This is a genomic window from Spirillospora sp. NPDC048823 (assembly GCF_043198445.1).
Lineage (GTDB): Bacteria > Actinomycetota > Actinomycetes > Streptosporangiales > Streptosporangiaceae > Spirillospora.
The window spans coordinates 224391-244478 of the sequence record NZ_JBICUT010000008.1 but is presented as its reverse complement, the minus strand read 5'-3'; the positions used below and the strand labels follow the sequence as shown (position 1 = coordinate 244478).

20 protein-coding genes and 1 tRNA gene are annotated in these 20088 nt (G+C 73.2%); 11 read left to right on the top strand and 10 right to left on the bottom strand.

Features of this window, described 5'->3' with window-relative positions:
• Positions 1-64: 64 nt before the first annotated feature.
• The 6 genes from ACGFK0_RS20560 to ACGFK0_RS20535 form a co-directional block, all read right to left on the bottom strand.
• On the bottom strand, positions 65-478 hold the full coding sequence (locus ACGFK0_RS20560; RefSeq protein WP_392906818.1) for a hypothetical protein: 414 nt from the start codon (positions 476-478) through the stop codon (positions 65-67).
• Positions 479-646: 168 nt separating this feature from the next.
• On the bottom strand, positions 647-1594 hold the full coding sequence (locus tag ACGFK0_RS20555) for an anti-sigma factor RsbA family regulatory protein (protein WP_392906817.1): 948 nt from the start codon (positions 1592-1594) through the stop codon (positions 647-649).
• Positions 1595-1842: 248 nt separating this feature from the next.
• A complete protein-coding gene (locus ACGFK0_RS20550; protein ID WP_392906816.1) occupies positions 1843-2931 on the bottom strand; it encodes a glutamate--cysteine ligase in 1089 nt (362 codons plus the stop codon).
• A gap of 150 nt (positions 2932-3081) precedes the next feature.
• Positions 3082-3255, bottom strand: coding sequence for a hypothetical protein (locus ACGFK0_RS20545; protein ID WP_392906815.1), 174 nt, complete (start codon positions 3253-3255; stop codon positions 3082-3084).
• Positions 3256-3259: 4 nt separating this feature from the next.
• Entirely contained in the window at positions 3260-3469 is a 210-nt protein-coding gene (locus ACGFK0_RS20540) for an HGxxPAAW family protein (RefSeq protein ID WP_392906814.1), read from the bottom strand.
• Positions 3470-3581: 112 nt separating this feature from the next.
• Positions 3582-4760, bottom strand: a complete 1179-nt coding sequence (locus ACGFK0_RS20535) for an acyl-CoA dehydrogenase family protein (protein ID WP_392906813.1) — start codon at positions 4758-4760, stop codon at positions 3582-3584.
• A gap of 130 nt (positions 4761-4890) precedes the next feature.
• Here ACGFK0_RS20535 and ACGFK0_RS20530 point away from each other — a divergent pair, with 130 nt between their 5' ends.
• The 8 genes from ACGFK0_RS20530 (at position 4891) to ACGFK0_RS20495 (ending at position 13834) form a co-directional block, all read left to right on the top strand.
• Complete coding sequence (locus ACGFK0_RS20530; RefSeq protein ID WP_392906812.1) at positions 4891-6714, top strand: methylmalonyl-CoA mutase family protein; 1824 nt, start codon at positions 4891-4893, stop codon at positions 6712-6714.
• Positions 6711-8924: a methylmalonyl-CoA mutase gene (scpA, locus tag ACGFK0_RS20525; RefSeq protein WP_392906811.1), complete on the top strand. Its 2214-nt coding sequence runs from the start codon at positions 6711-6713 to the stop codon at positions 8922-8924. Before ACGFK0_RS20530 ends, scpA begins: the two co-directional genes overlap by 4 nt.
• Positions 8921-9904 carry a methylmalonyl Co-A mutase-associated GTPase MeaB gene (meaB, locus tag ACGFK0_RS20520; protein WP_392906810.1) on the top strand — a complete coding sequence of 328 codons (984 nt, stop codon included), beginning with the start codon at positions 8921-8923 and terminating at the stop codon, positions 9902-9904. The genes scpA and meaB overlap by 4 nt, the downstream gene beginning before the upstream one ends.
• Positions 9905-9982: 78 nt before the next feature.
• The gene (locus tag ACGFK0_RS20515) at positions 9983-10966 is read left to right on the top strand and encodes a GNAT family N-acetyltransferase (protein ID WP_392906809.1); all 984 of its coding nucleotides are present in this window, start codon (positions 9983-9985) and stop codon (positions 10964-10966) included.
• 150 nt (positions 10967-11116) lie between these two features.
• Positions 11117-11187, top strand: a tRNA-Asn gene (locus ACGFK0_RS20510).
• A gap of 6 nt (positions 11188-11193) precedes the next feature.
• A complete protein-coding gene (locus ACGFK0_RS20505; RefSeq protein ID WP_392906808.1) occupies positions 11194-11655 on the top strand; it encodes an HNH endonuclease in 462 nt (153 codons plus the stop codon).
• 250 nt (positions 11656-11905) lie between these two features.
• Positions 11906-12946, top strand: a complete 1041-nt coding sequence (locus ACGFK0_RS20500; RefSeq protein ID WP_392906807.1) for a coiled-coil domain-containing protein — start codon at positions 11906-11908, stop codon at positions 12944-12946.
• A gap of 51 nt (positions 12947-12997) precedes the next feature.
• A complete protein-coding gene (locus tag ACGFK0_RS20495) occupies positions 12998-13834 on the top strand; it encodes an endonuclease/exonuclease/phosphatase family protein (protein WP_392906806.1) in 837 nt (278 codons plus the stop codon).
• Here ACGFK0_RS20495 and ACGFK0_RS20490 read toward each other — a convergent pair.
• Together ACGFK0_RS20490 and ACGFK0_RS20485 are read right to left on the bottom strand one after the other, a co-directional pair.
• A complete protein-coding gene (locus tag ACGFK0_RS20490) occupies positions 13828-14883 on the bottom strand; it encodes a Gfo/Idh/MocA family oxidoreductase (protein ID WP_392906805.1) in 1056 nt (351 codons plus the stop codon). The two genes, ACGFK0_RS20495 and ACGFK0_RS20490, sit on opposite strands and share 7 nt — an antisense overlap.
• Before the next feature lie 51 nt (positions 14884-14934).
• The gene (locus ACGFK0_RS20485) at positions 14935-15729 is read right to left on the bottom strand and encodes a class II aldolase/adducin family protein (RefSeq protein WP_392906803.1); all 795 of its coding nucleotides are present in this window, start codon (positions 15727-15729) and stop codon (positions 14935-14937) included.
• A gap of 126 nt (positions 15730-15855) precedes the next feature.
• On the opposite strand from ACGFK0_RS20485, the gene ACGFK0_RS20480 reads away from it, so the two are divergent.
• The 3 genes from ACGFK0_RS20480 to ACGFK0_RS20470 all read left to right on the top strand — a co-directional run bounded on the left by ACGFK0_RS20480 (position 15856) and on the right by ACGFK0_RS20470 (position 18270).
• Complete coding sequence (locus ACGFK0_RS20480) at positions 15856-17004, top strand: helix-turn-helix domain-containing protein (protein WP_392906802.1); 1149 nt, start codon at positions 15856-15858, stop codon at positions 17002-17004.
• Positions 17005-17068: 64 nt separating this feature from the next.
• Positions 17069-17941: an LLM class flavin-dependent oxidoreductase gene (locus tag ACGFK0_RS20475; protein ID WP_392906800.1), complete on the top strand. Its 873-nt coding sequence runs from the start codon at positions 17069-17071 to the stop codon at positions 17939-17941.
• Complete coding sequence (locus ACGFK0_RS20470; RefSeq protein ID WP_392906798.1) at positions 17941-18270, top strand: DMT family transporter; 330 nt, start codon at positions 17941-17943, stop codon at positions 18268-18270. Before ACGFK0_RS20475 ends, ACGFK0_RS20470 begins: the two co-directional genes overlap by 1 nt.
• Before the next feature lie 72 nt (positions 18271-18342).
• Here the strand turns inward: ACGFK0_RS20470 and ACGFK0_RS20465 are convergent, their stop codons facing one another.
• Positions 18343-19194 (bottom strand): helix-turn-helix domain-containing protein, encoded by an 852-nt coding sequence (locus tag ACGFK0_RS20465; RefSeq protein ID WP_392906797.1) that lies wholly within the window; start codon positions 19192-19194, stop codon positions 18343-18345.
• Positions 19195-19230: 36 nt separating this feature from the next.
• Positions 19231-19980, bottom strand: coding sequence for a hypothetical protein (locus ACGFK0_RS20460; protein ID WP_392906796.1), 750 nt, complete (start codon positions 19978-19980; stop codon positions 19231-19233).
• Positions 19981-20088 lie beyond the last annotated feature (108 nt).

Below are 20088 nucleotides of genomic sequence, written 5' to 3'. Positions count from 1 at the left end.
GTGCGGCCTCCTCGGGGACGCGCCGATCCTCACCGGGCGGGCCGCGCCGCGTCAAGCGGCCGTCTCAGCGGCGGCGGGCGCAGCGTTCCGCCCGGGCGCGGCCGATCTCCTCCAGGACGAGGCCGGTGCCGATCCCGAAGAGCCAGGAGTCCTTGGCGAGGCCGATGCCCTGCTGGGTGGGACGCAGGTCGCCGGGCTCCCGCATGCCGGGCACCCGCAGGTACAGCCCGGTCAGCCCGCTCGAGAACGCGGCGAGGGCGGCGCCCGCGACCACCGAGGGGACCAGCGGCACAAGGAGCGCGGTGCCGAGGGCGACCTCGGCCGTGCCGAGCATGCGGGTGAACTCCTGCGGGTTGCGCGACTCCAGGAACGGATAGGCGGTCTTGGCCATGGCATGGGTCTGCTCGGCCGCCTCGTCGCCGCCCTTGAGCTTCGACATGCCGGAGTTCACGATGAACGCTCCGACGATCATCCGCATGGGCATCTGGTGAGCGCGGGCAAGAAAACGCATCGTTCCCCACAAGGATCGTGCTGACATCGGCCGCACGGGTCATTCCCGTCGTGCGTCCGGTACACCTGGTGCAAGGTCAAGTCTCGGCATCGCCGGATTGCGGCGGCGCCGGCCCTCACTTGCGCATGCCGGCCCTCACTTGCGCATGTAGACGCGGATCGCGGTGCCGTCCGGGCCCGTGTGGACGCGGACGAGGTCGGCCAGATGGTTGACCATGAGGATGCCGCGGCCGCCGTTGGGGCTCATGTCGGCGGGGTGGCGGCCGGCGAGCGGGTCGGTGATCGTCCCGGCGTCGCGGACCTCGCAGAGGACATGGCCGTCCTCCGCCCACAGCCGCGCGACGCCCGAACCGCCGCCGTGCAGGCAGGAGTTGGCGGCCAGTTCGCTGACGGCGAGTTCCAGGTCGCCCACCGCGTCGGGACCGAGACCGAAGCGTGCCGCCCACCGGCACGCGAACTTGCGGACGAGGGGCAGCGCGTCGAGGTCGAAGCTCATCGAGACCGCGCCGCGCGGCTCCGGCAGCGGCCGGTTGTAGGCGCGGATGACGCGGTGGGGCGCGTAGTCGCCGCTCCTGCGCTCGCCCCGCCGGTCGATCACCACCGGGTGGGTGGCGCGGGCGTCGGCGATCGCGACGGGGTCCAGGCCGGACACGTCGTAGGGGCACAGGATCGACACCTCGCGCCCCTCGAACGCCAGGTTGATCAGCGCCTCGTGCTGCGCGCAGGCGGGGTACTCGGCGGCCGACCGGCCGGGCCAGACCGGCTCGCCGATGATCCGCACGCGCCCGGCGGTGTGCAGGTCGGCGAAGCCGCGCAGCACACCCGGGATGATGCGGCCCGGGTTGCGTCCCGCCTCGGACATGTCGAGCCACGTCACCTCGGCCGCGGCCGGGCCCAGCGCCGCGCGCAGCAGGATCAGCCGCGCGTGCGGCACCGCGACGGCGACGGGTTCGCCGGACTCGTGTCCCGCGCGGATGAACGGGACGGTGCCGGCGAGGTACTCCCCGTCGTCACGGTAGAAGAGGGCCGGGTGGACGAACGGGCCGCGCGACACCGTGCCCGGCCCCCCGGGCATGAGGCTCATCGCGCGGTCACTCCGTTCGGGACGATGGTCGCGTGCACGTGCATCGGTTCGAGCGTACGTGGCGGGGGACGGCCGCGCGAAACGGACCCGTGCACATGTCCCCCGAGGTCAGGCGGTCACGGCGGCCGTAGAACGGCCAAGTTCACGAGTACCCGCTGAGGACCACCGAAAAACGGGCGAAGACCGTAAAGTTACACGCCGAGATCATCGAATCGCTTCCGCGGACCGTCGAATCGCTTCCGTCGCGATCACCGATCCCGCAGGATCGCGGCGTCGACCACATCGGTCAGACGGCCGCGCCTGCGGTACGCGTCCCGCTGCCGCTCGGCGCCGGTCCCGCCCGTCAGGAGGCGGCGGACGCCGCGGACGACGGCGCCGAGGTCCCCGCTGTCGCGCAGCGCGGGCAGCACATGCGCCAGCAGGTCCGCCGCCAGCTCCCGGAAACCGGCGGGACGGCCCGTGCACACGTCCACTCCCGTCCCGGCCAGGCCGTCCCGCGCGGCCAGCCAGTACGCCGCGCGCAGCATCTCCTGCGACGGGTCGGGCGCCCGCTCACCCGCGTCGACCGCCGCGGCCGAGACCTGCACGAGCGCCCGGATCAGTGCGGCGAACACGGCGGCGTCCTCGGCGGTCGGGGCGACGTCCGCGAGCCGGATCTCCACGGTGGGCAGCCGCGCCGACGGCCTGACGTCCCAGAAGATCGTGCCGGTGTCCATCAGGGCGCCGCAGCCCAGCAGCGTCCCGACGAGGTCGTCGTAGTGCGCCGACGACTCGAAGAACGGCGGCGGGCCCGCCACCGGCCATCGCGCCCAGGCCATCACGCGCCAGCAGGCGTGGCCGGTGTCGCGGCCCGCCCAGTACGGCGAGTTCGCCGCCAGGGCCACCAGCGTCGGCAGCCAGGGACGCAGATGGTTGCCGACCTGGATCGCGCGCTCGCGGTCGGGCATCTCGACGTGGACGTGACACGAGCAGATGCTCTGCTCGTCGTCCAGGCCCCGGTACACCGCGAGGCTCTCGGCGTAGCGGGCGCCCGCGCTGATGGGGGCGGGGATCACCTCGCCCAGCACGGGCGTGCCGGTCGCGGCGAGCCGGACGCCCTCGGCGGCGGCGGCGGCCGCCATCGCCGACCGCATCGAGCGGATCTGCTCGCCGAGCTTGTCGAGGTCGTCGCACGGCGGCGTCTTGGCCTCGGCGAGGAAGTCGACCAGCTCGGTGGAGGTGCGCTCGCCCAGGGCCGCGGTGGCCCGCCGCACGACGGCCGCGGCGCGGGGGACGACCTCCCGTGAGACGGGATCGACGACGAAGTACTCTTCCTCGATTCCGAATCGCAGGGCCATCCCACCACCTCTGGCTCGGGGGCGACGCAGGCGGCCACATCACTTCGACCGTACGTTGCCGCCGCCCCGTTCGCACCCGCCGGACGGGCCTGGAGCGGTCCCGGGAATCTTCTTGACGCGCTTTTGACCCGCCTTAACCAGAGACGGGGCCTATTCGAAGAAGTACAGCGACAGCGCGATGAGGTGGGTGACCACGACCACGCCGATGCTGAAGAAGAACAGCATCTTGGCGGGGGCGTGCGGGAACACGGTGCCCGGCTCGAGCGGCCCGCGTTCGCGCTGCCGGGCGGCGATCCGCTCCTCGATGGGAGGGCGGCCGAACATCCTGCTACCGCCTGGGCTCGTCGACGACGACGTCGGTCATGATGTCGACGGCCAGCGCGAAGATGCCGCCGATCGCGACCAGGGCCGCCCCGACCCCGAACACGATCCAGTCGGGGCCCATGACGATGCCCACGCCGCCGACGACGAAACCGGTGAAGATGATGGCCACGGCGACCCAGGACTTGGGGCGCCCGGCGTGGCTGCCTGTCGACATGCGTTCGTCTTCCTCACAGGTTCCGTTGGGGGCTGACGACGCCGAACTCTAGCAACGCCCATCGCCAGGTGCCCCTTCGGGGTATGCCGTAGACCCGTCCCGGAGGGGGCGGTCAGACGAACGCGCCGAGCCCCGTCGCCGCGCGCCCGACGATCAGCGTGTTGATCTCCCGGGTGCCCTCGTAGGAGTACAGCGCCTCCGCGTCGGCGACGAACCGGCCGATGCCGTAGTCGAGCACGATCCCGTTGCCGGCCATCAGCTCGCGCGCCCAGCCGACGACCTCCCGCATCCGGGTGGTGCAGTGGGCCTTGGCGAGCGCCGAGTGCTCGTCGCGGTAGAGGCCCTCGTCCTGGAGCTGGGCGAGCCGCACCACCATGCCGAGCGAGGCGGTGGTGTTCCCCAGCATCTTGACCAGCAGGTCCTGGACGAGCTGGAACTTGGCGATCGGACGGCCGAACTGCTCGCGCTCCAGCGCGTAGACGCGGGCGATCTCGTAGGCGGCGAGCATGACGCCGACGGCCTGCCAGGCGACACCGCTGCGCGTCCGGCGCAGGATCGCCGCCGTGTCCTTGAAGCCGTTCGCGCCCGCGAGCCGGTCGGCCTCCGGGACGCGGCAGTCCGCCAGCACGATGTCGGCGTTCTCCACGGTCCGCAGCGCGATCTTGTTCTCGATCCGGGTGGCGGTGAAGCCGGGTGTGTCCTTGCCGACGACGAACCCCTTGACCTGGTCGTCCGCCTCGTCCCTGGCCCAGACGACGGTGTGGTCGGCGAACGTCGCGTTGCCGATCCACCGCTTCGCGCCGTTCAGCACCCAGGTGTCGCCGTCGCGGCGCGCGGTGGTGCGCAGCCCGAGCGCCACGTCCGATCCGCCCTCCGGTTCGGTGAGCGCGAACGCGCCGATCTTCTCCATCCGCCCCATCGCGGGCAGCCACCGCTCGCGCTGCTCGGGCGAGCCGCACCGGCCGATGCTGCCCATGGCGAGGCCGGAGTGGACGCCGAAGAACGTGGCCATGGACGGGTCGACGCGGGCCATGTCCATCGCAAGGAACCCGGTGAGCAGGCTGCTCGGCTTCTCGCCGGGGCACTCGTCGTGGGGGAGCCCGGCGATGCCGAGCTCCCCGTACTGGGGGATCAGGTCGAACGGGAACCTCGCCCGCGCCCAGCAGTCGTTCGCGATCGGCGCGACCTTCGACTCCAGGAAGGCGCGCACCCGCCCGACGATCTCCTTCTCGCGCTCGTCGAGGAGTTCCTGCATGTGGTAGAGGTCACCGGGGAGGGAATCCAAGGTCATGGGCTGCCCCTTCCCGTGCGCCGCACCGCTAACCGGCGCACCGGTCCGGCGCGCCCGGTCCCGCGCGCAGGTTCTGGTCACCGGGACCCGCTTCAGAGCCGGATTCGGTCGCTCGCCTACGATCCAGGGCATGACGGTGCCGCCTGAGGAACTCGAACTGGCAGCCGCCTTCCCCCTGGCCGAACGCGACCGGTGGCGGGAGATGGTGAAGGGGGTGCTGCGCAAGTCCGGCGCGGCGACGGAGGACACCCCCCTCGACGACATCGAGGGTCTGCTGACCCGCGAGTCGTACGACGGAGTGCCGATCGCCGCGCTCTACGCGCGGGGCGACGCCCCGCCGGGGCGCCCCGGCCTCGCCCCCTTCGTCCGCGAGGTGCGGCCGGACGGCGAGGGCATCGCCGGATGGGACGTCCGGCAGCGGCACGCGCACCCCGATCCGGCGGTCACCCGGGAGGCGGTCCTCGCCGACCTGGAGAACGGCGCGACCTCCGTCTGGCTGCGGCTCGGCGACGGAGGGCTGCCGGTCGCCGGGCTCCCCGAGGCGCTGCGCGGCGTGCTGCTGGACCTCGCGCCGGTCGTCCTGGAAGCGGGCGAGCGCACGGCCGAGGCCGCGGAGGCGTTCCTCTCCCTGGCCGCCGAGCGCGGGAACGCGGCGGACGTGTCCGGCAACCTCGGCGCCGACCCGCTCGGGCAGGCCGCGCGCACCGGCACGCCCGGCTCGCCGGACGAGGCCGCCGCGCTCGCCGTCCGCTGCGTCCGCGAGTTCCCGAGGCTGCGCGCCGTCGTCGCCGACGGCACGCCGTATCACGACGCGGGCGGCGGCGACGCGGAGGAACTGGGCGCCGCCGTCGCGGCGGGCGTCGCCCACCTGCGCACGCTGACCGGCGCGGGCCTGAGCGTGGACGAGGCGTTCGGGCAGATCGAGTTCCGCCTCGCCGTGACCGCCGACCAGTTCTCCTCGATGGCCAAGCTCCGCGCCGCCCGCCGCCTGTGGGCGCGGGTCGCGGAGGTCAGCGGGGCGGCCGAGGGGACGGCCGCGCGCGTCCACGCCGTGACGTCGTCGGCGATGATGACGCGGCGCGACCCGTGGGTGAACATGCTCCGCACCACGATCGCGGCGTTCGCCGCCGGGACGGGCGGCGCCGACGCGGTCACCGTCCAGCCGTTCGACGCCCGGTTCGGGCTGCCGGACGACTTCGCCCGCCGCATCGCCCGCAACACCCAGACGCTGCTGCTGGAGGAGTCGAGCCTCGCCCGCGTCGTCGACCCGGCCGGCGGCTCCTGGTACGCCGAGAGCCTCACCGAGGGACTCGCCCAGGCCGCCTGGACCTGGTTCACCGAGATCGAGAAGGCGGGGGGCCTCGCCGCCGCCCTCGAATCGGGGCTCGTCGCCGACCGGCTCGCCGCGACGTGGGCGCGGCGCCGCGCCGACATCGCCCGGCGCAAGGCGCCGCTCACCGGCATCAGCGAGTTCCCCAACCTCGCCGAGACCCTGCCCGAACGGGCGCCGGCGCCCCGGGAACCGCGCGGCGGGCTCCCCGCCGTCACGTACGCGCAGGACTTCGAGGCCCTCCGCGACCGCTCCGACGCCCACGCCGAGGCGACCGGCGCCCGTCCCCGGGTCTTCCTCGCCACGCTCGGGCCCATCGCCGTCCACACGGCGCGCGCGTCGTTCGCGGCGAACCTCTTCCAGGCGGGCGGGATCGAGACGGTCACCGGCGCACCCGAGGAGTTCGGGACGTCCGGGACGTCCGTCGCCTGCATCTGCTCCAGCGACCGGCTGTACGAGGAGCAGGCCGCGGAGGCGGCGCGGGTTCTGCGCGAAGCGGGTGCGGTGAAGGTCTGGCTCGCGGGTAAGGGAAGTCATGAGGGGGTCGACGCCGTCGTGTACGCGGGATGCGACGCGATCGAGGCGCTGGAGACCACCCTCCACGATCTGGGAGTGAACGAATGATCCCCGACTTCACCGAGATCGAGCTCGGGACGGCGCCCTCCGCCGACGAGGCCGCCAAGCGGTGGCGCGCCGCGGTCGCCGGCACGATCGGCACGGACCCCGAGGCCCAGACCTGGGAGACTCCGGAGGGCATCGGCGTCCGGCCCCTCTACACCGGCGACGACCTGGCCGGGCTCGACTTCCTCGACACCTACCCGGGCGTCGCGCCGTACCTGCGCGGCCCCTACCCGGCGATGTACGCGACGCAGCCGTGGACGATCCGGCAATACGCCGGGTTCTCCACCGCCGAGGAGTCCAACGCCTTCTACCGGCGCAACCTCGCGGCCGGGCAGAAGGGCCTGTCGGTCGCGTTCGACCTCGCCACCCACCGCGGCTACGACTCCGACCACCCGCGCGTCTCCGGCGACGTCGGCATGGCGGGCGTGGCGATCGACTCCATCTACGACATGCGGCAGCTCTTCGACGGCATCCCGCTGGACAGGATGAGCGTGTCGATGACCATGAACGGCGCGGTCCTGCCCGTCCTCGCGCTCTACATCGCCGCCGCGGAGGAACAGGGGGTGAAGCCGGAGGCGCTGGCCGGGACCATCCAGAACGACATCCTCAAGGAGTTCATGGTCCGCAACACCTACATCTACCCGCCGCAGCCGTCGATGCGGATCATCTCCGACATCTTCGCGTTCACCTCGCAGCGGATGCCGAAGTACAACTCCATCTCCATCTCCGGCTACCACATCCAGGAGGCCGGGGCCACGGCCGACCTGGAGCTGGCCTACACCCTCGCCGACGGCGTCGAGTACATCCGCGCCGGACGCGACGCGGGCCTGGACATCGACGCGTTCGCGCCCCGCCTGTCGTTCTTCTGGGCGATCGGGATGAACTTCTTCATGGAGGTCGCCAAGCTCCGCGCCGCCCGGCTGCTGTGGGCGCGGCTGGTGAAGACGTTCGACCCGCGGAACCCCAAGTCAATGTCGCTGCGGACGCACTCCCAGACGTCCGGCTGGTCCCTCACCGCGCAGGACGTCTACAACAACGTCGCCCGCACCTGCATCGAGGCGATGGCCGCCACGCAGGGTCACACCCAGTCCCTGCACACGAACGCGCTGGACGAGGCCCTCGCCCTGCCGACCGACTTCTCGGCGCGCATCGCCCGCAACACCCAGCTCGTCCTCCAGCAGGAGTCCGGGACGACCCGCACCATCGACCCGTGGGGCGGCAGCGCCTACGTCGAGCGGCTCACCTACGACCTCGCCCGCCGCGCCTGGGGCCACATCACCGAGGTCGAGGACGCCGGCGGCATGGCCAGGGCGATCGACGAGGGGCTGCCCAAGCTCCGCATCGAGGAGGCCGCCGCCCGCACCCAGGCCCGCATCGACTCCGGCCGGCAGCCCGTCATCGGCGTCAACAAGTACCGCCCGGACACCGAGCAGGAGATCGAGGTCCTCAAGGTCGACAACGCGTCCGTCCGCGCGCAGCAGATCGACAAGCTGCGCCGCCTGCGCGAGGAGCGCGACGAGCCCGCGGCGCTGGCCGCGCTGGACGCGCTGACCCGCGCCGCCGACGCCGCGGAGAAGGGGGCCCGGGAGCCCGGCCTGGAGCACAACCTCCTGGCCCTCGCCATCGACGCCGCCCGCGCCAAGGCGACCGTGGGCGAGATCTCGGACGCGCTGGAGAAGGCGTACGGCCGGCATGCCGCGCAGATCCGCACGATCTCGGGGGTGTACAGGGAGGAAGCGGGCCAGGTGACCGCGATCGAGAAGGCCCGTGAGGCGACCGCCGCGTTCGAGGACGCCGAGGGGCGCCGCCCCCGCATCCTCGTCGCGAAGATGGGCCAGGACGGCCACGACCGCGGCCAGAAGGTGATCGCGACCGGTTTCGCCGACCTGGGCTTCGACGTCGACGTGGGCCCGCTGTTCCAGACCCCGGCCGAGGTCGCCCGGCAGGCCGTCGAGGCCGACGTGCACATCGTCGGGGTCAACTCCCTCGCCGCCGGCCACCTCACGCTGGTGCCGGCGCTGCGCGAGGAGCTGGCCGCGCTCGGCCGCGGCGACATCATGATCGTCGTCGGCGGGGTCATCCCGCCGGGCGACTTCGACGAGCTGCGCGCCGCCGGCGCCGCGGCGATCTTCCCGCCCGGCACGGTCCTGGCGGACGCGGCGATCGGCCTGCTGGACGAGCTGACCGCCGCGCTGGGCCACGCGAACAAGTGAAGCCGGGCCTCGACGACTACGCGGCCGGGGTCCTGGACGGGTCGCGGGCGTGGATCGCGCGGGCGATCACGCTCGTGGAGTCGAGCCGCCCCGACCACCGGGACCTCGCGCAGAAGCTGCTGGTCGAGCTGACCCCGCACGCGGGGAACGCCCGCCGTGTCGGGATCACCGGGGTCCCGGGCGTCGGCAAGTCCACGTTCATCGACGCGCTCGGCACCCGCCTGACGGGCGAGGGGCACAAGGTCGCGGTCCTGGCCGTGGACCCGTCCTCGACCCGGACGGGCGGCAGCATCCTCGGCGACAAGACCCGCATGCAGCGCCTCGCCACCGACCCGGAGGCGTTCATCCGCCCCTCGCCCACCGCGGGGACCCTCGGCGGCGTCGCCAAGGCCACCCGCGAGGCGATGGTCGTCATGGAGGCCGCGGGGTACGACGTCGTCCTCGTCGAGACCGTCGGCGTCGGCCAGTCCGAGACCACCGTGGCCGACATGGTCGACTCGTTCCTGTTCCTCACCCTCGCCCGCACCGGCGACCAGCTGCAGGGCATCAAGAAGGGCGTCCTGGAGCTGGCCGACGTCATCGCCGTCAACAAGGCCGACGGCGAGCACAAGATGGAGGCCAAGCGCGCCGCCCGCGAACTGTCGGGTGCGCTGCGGCTGCTGCGCAGCGACGAGCGGATCCGCGACACCCCCGTCCTGACCTGCAGCGCCAAGGAGGGCACCGGGCTGGACGAGGTGTGGGGCAGGCTCGTCGAGCGCCAGGAGCGGCTGCGCGAATCCGGCGAGCTGGAGACCAGGCGGCGGCGGCAGCAGGTCGGCTGGACCTGGGCGATGGTCCGCGAGCGGCTCCTCACCGAACTGGACGCGCATCCCGACGTCCGGAAGCTCGCGCCGCGGCTGGAACGCGAGGTCGCCGACGGCGCCCTCACCCCCGCCCTCGCCGCCGAGCGCATCCTGGAGGTGTTCTCGCGCGGCTGCTGACCGCCGTTCCCGCCGACCGAAACCCCCGGTTGCCGAGGGTCCCGGCCACGCCGCGCGACGATCAGGTACAACAGTCGGATGGACGTCATCGCGCTCGATGATCCGGCGGACGTGCAGATCCGGGAGTGGCACGGCGTGCTCACGGCCGTCCACGCCGCCGACCCCGCGGCGGAGCCCGCCCCCGACCCGGAACGCACGGCCCGGCTGCTGCTCGGCTCCGAGCCCGGGGCACGGCGGCGGCTGTGGGCCGTGACCGACGGCGAGCACATGGCCGCGGTGGCGGCGCTCCGGCTGCCGGGCGAGCCCGGTACCGGCCGTCCCGCCGAGATCGACATCCGGGTCCGGCCCGAACATCGCCGCCGCGGTCTCGGCGGCCGCCTCCTCGCCGCCGCCGCCGGAGGGCTGCGCGCCGACGGACGCACCAGCGTGATCGCGCAGGTGCTGGCGGGCACCCCGGCCGTCCCGTTCCTGGAGTCGCACGGCTTCGAATGCGTCCTGACCCTGCGCGGCATGCTGCTGCGGCTGGACGACGTCCCGGCCGGGCACGTCGCCCGCCTCCTGGCCGAGGAGCACGCCGGCTACGACCTGGTCCGCTGGCAGGGCGTGGTGCCGGACGGGCACGCCACCGCGCTGGCCCGCGCCAAACACGCCATGGCGGACCTCGCCGAGTACGAGGGGACCCCCTGGGACGCGCACCGCGTCCGCGAGATGGCCGAGGTCGTCGCCAAGCGCGGCGACGACCTGTACACCGTCGCCGCCCTCTCCGGCGGCGTCATCGCGGGGTTCACCGAGGTCGTCGTCCCGGACGGCTGCACCGGCCGCGCCGCCCAGTACGACACCGCCGTCGTCCCCGAGCACCGCGGCAGGCGCCTCGGCATCTGGGTGAAGGCTGCCATGCTCGAATGGCTGGCCGAGGCGCGCCCCGGCGTCCGCGAGATCGAGACCGACAACGCCGGCGACAACGTCCACATGCTCGCCGTCAACGAGGAACTCGGCTTCCGGATGGAACGCGAGTCCATGGAATACCAGGCGGCCGCCTCCGCCCTCCCCACCGTGCCGTGACCACCGTGCCGTGACCACCGTGCCCTGACGGCCCGCCGGGCGGGTCCGGCGGGCGCCGGGACCTAAAACACCTTGCCTCCGCGGCCCCGCGTCGGCACTCTTATGGAGGCTTCCGGGAATGCCCGGAGGCCTCCAGAATTGCCGAAGCATTCCCTTGTTGTTCAACGGCAGAACGCCGCACCGTTAATGCGGATATCCAGGTTCGAATCCTGGCGGGGGAGCGGCACATGGGGTTGGGAGGTGACCCGGTGAACGTGCTCGTCCTGAACGCGTCGTACGAGCCCTTACAAAGGGTGGACCTGCGGCACGCCATCCGCATGCTGGTGCGCGAGGTGGCGGTCGTCGAGGAGGCCGAGGAGGGCCGGACTTTCGGCCGGTTCCCGGTGCCGCGGGTCCTGCGGCTCGTCCGATACGTGGCGATGCGCTGGCGGCACGGCAGGCGCCCGCCGTGGAGCAAGCGCGGCGTGTACCTGCGCGACCGGGGTCGCTGCTGCTACTGCGGCAAGCGCGGCAACACCATCGACCACGTCCACCCGCAGTCGCGCGGAGGCGGGGACACCTGGGAGAACACCGTCCTGGCCTGCGGCCGGTGCAACAACCGCAAGGGGGACCGGACGGTCGCCGAGGCGGGTCTGCGGCTGCTGTCCCGGCCGCGGATCCCGCGCTGGGAGGAACTCGCCGGGCCGTGACCGGAGGTGCCCCTCCAACCCGAGGGCGAGGGGGCCTTCCGGCGACGCCGGGGCAGGGGGCCGGGCCGCCGCACGGCGGTCCGGCCCTCGGCCTTTGCGCGGTGCCGGCCCTTCGTGGCGGGGCCCTCCGGGCGCGTGGCCGACCGGTAGCCCGGGGGTGACTCCATGTGTTTACTGAAGCTTCTGAGGCTAAATGGGCGATTGTGGTAACGTGCCGCCAATCTTGAGCTTTGTTATCTAGGAGTGATCTGTGGCGGCCTTCGATCCCCCCGGCAGGACGGCTCGCGCGACGGGCGGGCGCACAACGTCGCGGCGCCTGGCGGCGCTGGCCCTCGCGGCGGGCGTCGCGGTGGCGCTGCCTCCGGCCTCCGGGAGCGCCGCGAGCGCCGCGAGCCTCCCCCAGGCACCGGACGACGACCTGAAGAAGAAGTACGCCAAGCTCAAGGCGGAGTCCGAGAAGCTGTCCAAGGAGTACCGCGGCGAGCTCGTCACGCTGGAGGAGGCGAAGAAGGCCGCCGAGCGCGCCGGCGCGGACGCCGCCCGCGTCGACCGGGAGTACGACGAGGCCCGCGCCGCCGTCGCCCGCCTCGCCTCCACCTCCTACATGACCGGCCGGCTCGACGTGATCCCGATCATCTCCTCGGCCGAGCCGGGCGCCGCCGTCCACGACGCCGCCGTCATCGAGCACATCAGCCGCAACAACGACCGCCGCCTGGAGAACCTGCAGACCCTCACCGCCAAGGCGGAGCAGTCGAAGGAGACGGCCGGCAAGAAGCTCGACGCGGTCGAGAAGGAGATCAAGGACCTGAAGAGCCAGCGCACCCGCGTCAAGAAGCTGCTGGCCAAGTACAAGCCCCAGGTGACGCGGACGCAGGCGCCCGCGGGCGGCGGGAGCGGCCGTCCCGACGGGGCGAGCGGCACCAAGTCCCCGATCGTCGGCAACTCCATGACCGCGCGCATGCGCAGCGTCCTCGTGGAGATCGACGGCAGGTTCGGCGCGTTCCCCACGATCGGCTGCTCGCGTCCCGGCGACCCGCAGGACCACGGCTCGGGCACCGCCTGCGACTTCATGGAGAGCACCGGCGGCAGTATGCCGAGCGCCTCCGCCCAGGCGCACGGCGACAGTGTCGCCCAGTACCTGATCAACAACGCCTCGCGGATGGGCCTCAAGTACATCATCTGGAAGCAGCGCATCTACGACTTCCGCAGCAGCGGCGGCTGGCGCCAGATGGAGGACCGCGGAAGCATCACGCAGAACCACTACGACCACATCCACGTCTCCGTCCTCTGATCCCCGGCCGCGATCCTGGCGGCCCGGCGCACGCACTGAGACGCTCGCGTCATGCCTTATGACATCGAGCAGCCGTACGGCCCGCAGATCGAGACCACGGTCCGGGTCGCCACCTGGAACGTCTGGGACCGCCACGGCCCCTGGCGCGAACGCGAGGCGGCGATCATCGCGACCCTCCGGGACGCCGAGCCCGACATCGTCGTCCTGGCCGAGGCGTGGGAGGACGACGACGAGGCGCAGGCCGACCGGCTCGCGGAGGCGCTCGGCCTGCCGCACACCGTGTTCCGCGGCGCCCCGTCCGCCGCCGGACCGGGCAGGTCGGGGATCGCGCTGCTGTCCCGCTGGCCCCTCGGCCAGGTCGGACGCCAGCAGCTCGGCTTCCAGCAGGACCAGTTCGACTCCGGCCACGCCCTGCACGCCAGGGCGGAAGGGCCGCGCGGCCCCGTGCACGTCTTCGGCACCGTCCTCGGGTGGAAGCTCGGCCACAGCGCGCAGCGCCAGGAGCAGGTCCGCGCCCTCGGCGGCTTCGTCCGCCAGGCGGGGCGGACCGACGCGCCGGTCGTGGTGTGCGGGGACTTCAACGCGGCACCCGACTCCGACGAGATCCGCATGCTGACCGGGCGTGCGGCCGCCGCGGCGCCCGGGGTGGTCTTCTACGACGCCTGGGAGATGGCGGGGGACGGCACCGCCGGGCACACCTGGAGCCGGGCCAACCACTGGACGAGGCCCGTGCTGTGGCCCGACCGGCGGATCGACTACGTCTTCTCGGCGTGGCCGCGCGCGGGCGGCGCCGGCCATCCCGTCCGCTGCGAGCTGATCGGCGAGCGGCCCGTGGACGGCGTCGTCCCGTCCGACCACTACGGGGTGCTGGCCGACCTGCGCTACTGATCGTCGAGAGCGGCGACGGCGTTCTCGCCGGCGGAGCGGGCCGCCGCCTCGATGACCTCCAGGCCGGTGATCGCGTCGGCGAGGGTCACCGGAGGGGGAGCGCCGTCGCGGAGGGCGCGGACGACGCCCGCGTAGAAGTCGTGGTAGGCACCGGGCTCGGTCGGTTCGGCGGCCTCCTCGCCGGGGACGCCGAGCATGCCGTGCGCATCCGGGGGTGCGATGCCGTAGCCGGGTTCTTTGGGAGTGAGGCCCCCGCGGAGCTGTTCCTCCTGCGGGTCCATGCCGGACACCGTGTAGGACCCGCGGCTTCCGAGCACCCGGAACCGCGGGCCGAACTGCGCGGCCGTCGCGCTCATCCACAGGTGGGAGCGGGTTCCGCCCGGGTGGGCCAGGGCCACGAACACGTCGTCGGGGGTGTGCGCGCCCTGGCGGCGCGTGTCGATCTCGGCGTACACCCGTTCCGGGCGGCCGAACAGCGTGACCGCCTGGTCGATGAGGTGGGAGCCGAGGTCGAACAGGATGCCGCCCGCGTCGCGGGGGTCGGTGCTCTCCTTCCAGCCCGCCTTCACCCCGGGACGCCAGCGCTCGAACCGCGACTCCAGCCGCCGGACGTCGCCGAGGGCGCCCGAGGTGATCAGCCGCCGGGCGGTCCGGTAGTCGCCGTCCCAGCGCCGGTTGTGGAACGGGAACACCGGCAGCCCCCGCACCGCGCTCAGCGCCGCCAGCGACCGGGCGTCCGCCGCCGAGGCCGCCACCGGCTTGTCCACCACGACCGGGAGACCCGAGGTCAGCGCCGACCGCACCAGCGGGACGTGCTGCCGGTTCGGCGCCGTGACCACGACCAGGTCATAGCCTTCCGGCGCGCTCCAGAGGCGGTCGGCGCTGCCGAGCACCTCCGCCTCCGGGTACCGCTCGCGGACGGCCTCCTGCCGGCCCGGGTTCCCCGTCACGACCGCGGCCAGCCGCATTCCCGGCACCGACGAGATCAGCGGGGCGTGGAACACCGAGCCGCCGGTGCCGTATCCGATCAGCGCAACACGCAGGTCCATGCCCCCGATGATGACCGATCGCGCGGCGCCGCCCCGCGCCGGGTCCGCGGGTCACTCGAACAGGTCGGGCTGCTCCCGGGTGATCTGGTCGTAGAGGGGCTGGTAGTTGATCCAGCCGACGAGGTCGTTGCCGATCTGCCCGTGGGTGAGGACGGCGTTGTCGTGTTCGATGGGGACGACCTGCCCGGCGGCCTTGGCGAGGAGCTGCACCTGGCACGAGCGTTCCATGGTGATGAACCACCAGGCGGCGGCGTCCACGGTGTCGCCGACGGTGAGCAGGCCGTGGTTGCGGAGGATGACGGCCTTGGTGTCGCCGAGGGCGGCGGCGATGCGCTTGCCCTCCTCCAGGTCGGTGACGACGCCGGTGTAGTCGTCGAACAGGCCGTGGTCCTGGTAGAACGCGCAGACGTCCTGCGTGATCGGCTCCAGCTTCTGGCCGAGCGCGGAGATCGCCCGCCCGTGCGTGGAGTGGCTGTGCGCGGCGGCCACGACGTCCGGCCGGGCCTGGTGCACCTGCGAGTGGATCGCGAACGCCGCCTCGTTGACGGGGTAGCGGCCCTCGACGACCTGGCCCTGGTGGTTCACCAGGATGAGGTCGCTGACCTTGATGTGCTTGAACGACATGCCGAACGGGTTGACCCAGAAGTGGTCGGTGCGCTCGGGGTCGCGGGCGGTGATGTGGCCGGCGACGCCCTCCTCGAACCCGAACTTGCCGAAGATGCGCAGCGCGGCGGTCAGGCGCTCCTTGCGATGGCGGCGCTCGCCCTCGGCGTCGTCGAACGACGGAGGCAGCCGGAAGATCAAGTCGGTCGGCAGCTTCTCCAGGAACTCGTCTTCCTCGGACATCGGAGCACTCCTTGAGGTCGTTTGCACCACCGAACACCAACGTCCGGCGGTTCGGCTAGACCGGGGCCGTCCAAATGCTGCACGGCCGGTTGTCCGGCCGGGACAACCAGGGCGCAGAATGGGGGGATGGAGGCCAGTGCGGGCGACCGGTTCCTGCGGTTGCTGACCGACCGCACCGACGATCCGGCGGTGATCGAGGCGACCGTCCGCGCCGCGCGGAGCAAGTCGGAGATGGTGGCCGCGCTGCCCGAGGAGGAGACCAGGCGGCACACCCGCGCGCTCGTGCGGGGCGTGCTCGCGGCGGTGCGGAGCGGCAGGCCCGGCGAGGACGTCCTGGCCGCGGCGGAGCGGCTCGGCTCGGACCGGGCCCGGCAGGGCGTGCCGGTCGCGGCGTTCCTGGACGGCTTCCAGGCGGGCCGCGCCCATCTCGTCCGGACGCTCGTCGCCGACGGCCGCCGGAGCGGCGTGCCGGACGCCGTGCTGCTCGACGGCGTCACCCGCATCGACGAGATCACCACGGCGCTCGTCCACCGGATGGTCCACGCGCACCGGGTCGCGGAGCTGGAGATGGCCCGCACCGTGCGGGAGGGCCGCGTGCAGATGCTCCGGCAGCTCCTGCACGGCGAGTCCGTCCCGGTGCTCGCTCCGCTCGACCCGTCCTGCGCCTACCACTGCGTGGTCTCCGACGTCAGCGACCCGGCGGTCGCGGCGCGGCTGGAGGCGGAGCTCCTCGCCGCGGGGCCGGGGCTGTGCGGGCTGGTCGACGGGCGGCTCGTGGCGCTGGTCGAGCGGCTCCCCGACCCGCGGGGCACGACCGGCGGGCCGGCCGGTCCGCTCCTGGTGGCGGCGCCGCCCGCCCGCCCCACCGCGATCGCGCCGATGTACGCGCTGGGGCGGCGGGCGCTGCGGGCGGGCGCGTCCGCCCGACTGGCCGGGATGCGGGAGCTCACCGACCTCGCGCTGCTCACCGCCACCGACGCGGAACCGGAACTCGGCGGGCTGCTCGCCGCCGCGCTGCCGGCCGGTCTCGACCCCGACGACCCGTTCCATGTCGAACTGGCCGAGACCGGGCTCGCCTACCTCGACCACGGCGGGCGGATCGAGCCGACCGCCGCCGTCCTCCACGTCCACGGCAACACGGTCAAGTACCGTATCCGGCGCCTGCAGGAGCTGACGGGGCGGCCGCTGCTGGACCCGTCGTCGGGGGCGGCGGTGTCCCGCGCCGCGAACTGGTGGTGGGCGCTGCACCGCTGGCTCGCGCAGGCCCGGTCGTGATCTATTGGGACGGTGTGATCAGCCCGGGGGACGTCCCGGGGAGTCGGGGAGAGGGGAGGGGCCGGTGACCGGCACACCGAGGATCGGTACGGTGATGTGGCCGATGCGGTCCTGGCCGGAGGCCGGGGAACTGTGGCGGCGCGCCGAGGATCTCGGGTTCCGGCACGCCTGGGTGTACGACCATCTCGCGTGGCGCGGCGCGACGCCCTGGTACGACGCCTACACGACGCTCGCCGCGGCGGCCGCGGTCACCTCCCGGGTCCGGCTCGGCACACTGGTCACCTCGCCGAACTTCCGCCATCCCGTGCCCACCGCGCACGCGATCAAGACGATCGACCATGTGAGCGGCGGGCGGCTGTCGGTGGCCATCGGGTCGGGCGGCGTCAGACGCACCTCCGACGCCGGCGTCCTCGGCGGGGACGCGTGGACGCCGGGCGAGCGCGCCTCCCGGTTCGCCGAGTGGGTCGAGCTGCTCGACCTGCTCCTGCGGGGGCCGGAGACGACGTTCGAGGGGACGTACTACACGGCCCGGGAGGTCGTCTCTGAGCCGGGCTGCGTGCAGCGTCCGCGCGTGCCGTTCGTGATCGCCGGGGACGGGCCGCGGGGCATGCGGGTCGCCGCCAGGTACGGCACCGGGTGGGTGACCGGCGGCCACGCCGAGGGCAGGGAGCCGCAGGACGTCGTGCGCTCCCGGCTGGCGGCGCTCGACGCGGCCTGCGAGGCGGAGGGCCGCAGGATCGACGACCGCATCCTGATGACGGGGTTCAGCGGGGAGCCGTGGCTGGACTCGCCCGGCTCGTTCGCCGACCTGGCGGGCCGCTACGCGGAACTCGGCATCACCGAGATAGCGCTGCACTGGCCGCGTCCCGGCACGCAGTTCGAAGCGGACATGAGGGTCTTCGAGGCGGTCGCCGCCGAGCACGGTGAGAGCCGCTGATGCCGTTCGTGCTGCTCGCCTTCGCGATCGCGTTCGAGGTCACGGCGACGCTGGCGATGCGCGCCTCGGAGGGGTTCACGAGGCTCGTGCCGTCCATCGTGGTGGTGGCCGGATACCTGATCTCGTTCGTGTTCATGGCCAAGGCGCTGGTGTCGCTGAACGTCGGTCCCGTCTATGCGATCTGGTCCGCGCTCGGCACGGTCGGGGCGTTCGCCGGCGGCGTGGTGCTGTTCAAGGAGCCGGTCAAACCGGTGACGATCACCGGTGCGGCGATCATCGTGGTGGGCGTGATCGTGATGAACCTCGGCGGGGGAGTGCGCCAGCAGTAGGAGGAGCCGTCCCCCCCCGGCGGCGCCCGACCCTCCTCCGCCGGGGGCCGCGGCCACCCCCCGCGGCGCCCGTCAGGCGGGTTCGGCGAGGGTGCTGACGCGCTGCTGCTCCAGCCGCCCGCCGATGAGCTCGGTGGGGGTGCACCCCGAGAGCGCGCGGAACTCGCGGTTCAGGTGGGCCTGGTCGTAGTAGCCGCAGGCGAACGCGGCCTCGGCGAACCCGGCACCGCCGGCCAGCACCTCGACGGCTCGCTGGAAGCGCAGCACCCGCGCCATCACCTTGGGCGGCAGGCCGGCCTGCTCGCGGAACCGGTGCGTCAGATGCTTGCGGCTCCAGCCGACGTCGGCGGCGATGTCGGCGACGGTCACCGCGAGGTCGCCGTTCAGCAGCCGCCACGCCCTGGTGACCTCCGGGTCGGGAACGGGACCGGCCTCCAGGCGGCGCAGCAGGAAGCCGTCGAGGACGTCGAACCGCTCGCCCCAGGACGCGGCGGCGCCGAGCCGCTCGACGAGGGCGTACGCGCCGCGGCCGAGCAGGTCGGGCAGGTCGACGGCGGCGTTGGTCAGGCGGGCCATCGGGACGCCGAACAGCGTGTACGCGCCGAGCGGGGTCACGTCGAGCTGGATGCCGCGCTGCCCGCCGGGGCTGACGTACATGCCGTGCCCGTCGTGCATCCCGGCGACGAACGACCCGTACTCGCGGCTGCGGACGCCGGAGTCGGGGACCTCCAGGTAGAGCGGCGGCCCCAGGTTGATGATCACGACGGCGGTGCGGGTCGGCAGGGTGCGCGTCCGGGTCGGGACGGCGACGGTCTCCCAGTAGCCGTCGTAGGAGCCCAGGAAGGGGCGCAGCGCGGGATGCGGCCGCGCCCGCGCCAGCCACCAGCCGTCCCGGTCGCTGAACTGGACCGGCCTGTCGCTCATGTTCCCAGTCCTACCAGACGGGCCCGACGGATCCGGCTACTCGTACATCTGGCCGCACACGGCGATGCGGGCCAGGTCGTCCCACGTCATGGTGGTGATCGTGCGGACGTAGGAGCGGGCCGGCGGCTCCCCGGGCCGGGTGGGCAGCGGCACGCGGGCGCCGTCGGCGGCGTCCCAGCCGCCGAGGCTTCCCGCGACGGCGCACTCCAGGTAGGTCGCGGGGTCGAAGTTGTACCAGCGGGCCGGGGTGGCGCGGGCGCCGGAGCCCGGCGGGCGGGGCGCGTCCACGCCGAACCTGGCCTGCGGGCCCGGGGGAGTGGTCAGGAAGTCCTCGAGATCGGCGATCTGGGAGAGCAGCACCCGTTCCCAGTCGGCGTACCCGTCCGGCTCGTCGCCGGGCAGGGACAGGTCCTTGCCGCTCCACGCCGGGTCGAAGTCGACGGGCGGGGTGATGGACGCCGCGGCGAACATCGCCGCCACGTCGTCGGGCTCCAGCCGCGGCCGGTCGGCGAGCGGGGCGCTGACCTTCCAGAGCGCCCGCAGGAACCCCGACAGCGACCAGGACGCCGCCCTGGCCTCCTGCCCCAGTTGCAGGAACACCAGGTACAGGTCGCGGTTGGTGCGGACGGCGGGCCCGGGCGGGCCCTCGACCCAGTACTCCTGCCTGTGCCGGACGCCGCTCTCGAAGACCAGGATCTGCGCCAGCGCCGAGATCCGCGAGTCGTGCGCGGCCACGTGGAACGTGTTGCCGATGTCGTCTTGGCGCATGACGTCCCAGGTCTGCATCCGGGCCTCCACGGTCGGCGGTGCGGTGGCACGACCCCCGCCCCAGAAAGTGTGCCATCGCGGTGGCCGACCGCCAGTAGTGGCCATGTCACTTTCGGGCCTCGAAGT

What these genes read in the sequence shown, in the direction of transcription:
- ACGFK0_RS20460 (WP_392906796.1), bottom strand. Translation starts at nt 19,980, where the DNA reads ATGCAGACCTGGGACGTCATGCGCCAAGACGACATCGGCAACACGTTC.
- ACGFK0_RS20560 (WP_392906818.1), bottom strand. Translation starts at nt 478, where the DNA reads ATGCGGATGATCGTCGGAGCGTTCATCGTGAACTCCGGCATGTCGAAG.
- ACGFK0_RS20555 (WP_392906817.1), bottom strand. Translation starts at nt 1,594, where the DNA reads ATGAGCCTCATGCCCGGGGGGCCGGGCACGGTGTCGCGCGGCCCGTTC.
- ACGFK0_RS20480 (WP_392906802.1), top strand. Translation starts at nt 15,856, where the DNA reads ATGGAGGCCAGTGCGGGCGACCGGTTCCTGCGGTTGCTGACCGACCGC.
- ACGFK0_RS20485 (WP_392906803.1), bottom strand. Translation starts at nt 15,729, where the DNA reads ATGTCCGAGGAAGACGAGTTCCTGGAGAAGCTGCCGACCGACTTGATC.
- ACGFK0_RS20535 (WP_392906813.1), bottom strand. Translation starts at nt 4,760, where the DNA reads ATGACCTTGGATTCCCTCCCCGGTGACCTCTACCACATGCAGGAACTC.
- ACGFK0_RS20540 (WP_392906814.1), bottom strand. Translation starts at nt 3,469, where the DNA reads ATGTCGACAGGCAGCCACGCCGGGCGCCCCAAGTCCTGGGTCGCCGTG.
- ACGFK0_RS20495 (WP_392906806.1), top strand. Translation starts at nt 12,998, where the DNA reads ATGCCTTATGACATCGAGCAGCCGTACGGCCCGCAGATCGAGACCACG.
- ACGFK0_RS20545 (WP_392906815.1), bottom strand. Translation starts at nt 3,255, where the DNA reads ATGTTCGGCCGCCCTCCCATCGAGGAGCGGATCGCCGCCCGGCAGCGC.
- ACGFK0_RS20470 (WP_392906798.1), top strand. Translation starts at nt 17,941, where the DNA reads ATGCCGTTCGTGCTGCTCGCCTTCGCGATCGCGTTCGAGGTCACGGCG.
- ACGFK0_RS20515 (WP_392906809.1), top strand. Translation starts at nt 9,983, where the DNA reads ATGGACGTCATCGCGCTCGATGATCCGGCGGACGTGCAGATCCGGGAG.
- ACGFK0_RS20530 (WP_392906812.1), top strand. Translation starts at nt 4,891, where the DNA reads ATGACGGTGCCGCCTGAGGAACTCGAACTGGCAGCCGCCTTCCCCCTG.
- ACGFK0_RS20550 (WP_392906816.1), bottom strand. Translation starts at nt 2,931, where the DNA reads ATGGCCCTGCGATTCGGAATCGAGGAAGAGTACTTCGTCGTCGATCCC.
- scpA (WP_392906811.1), top strand. Translation starts at nt 6,711, where the DNA reads ATGATCCCCGACTTCACCGAGATCGAGCTCGGGACGGCGCCCTCCGCC.
- ACGFK0_RS20505 (WP_392906808.1), top strand. Translation starts at nt 11,194, where the DNA reads ATGGGGTTGGGAGGTGACCCGGTGAACGTGCTCGTCCTGAACGCGTCG.
- ACGFK0_RS20465 (WP_392906797.1), bottom strand. Translation starts at nt 19,194, where the DNA reads ATGAGCGACAGGCCGGTCCAGTTCAGCGACCGGGACGGCTGGTGGCTG.
- ACGFK0_RS20490 (WP_392906805.1), bottom strand. Translation starts at nt 14,883, where the DNA reads ATGGACCTGCGTGTTGCGCTGATCGGATACGGCACCGGCGGCTCGGTG.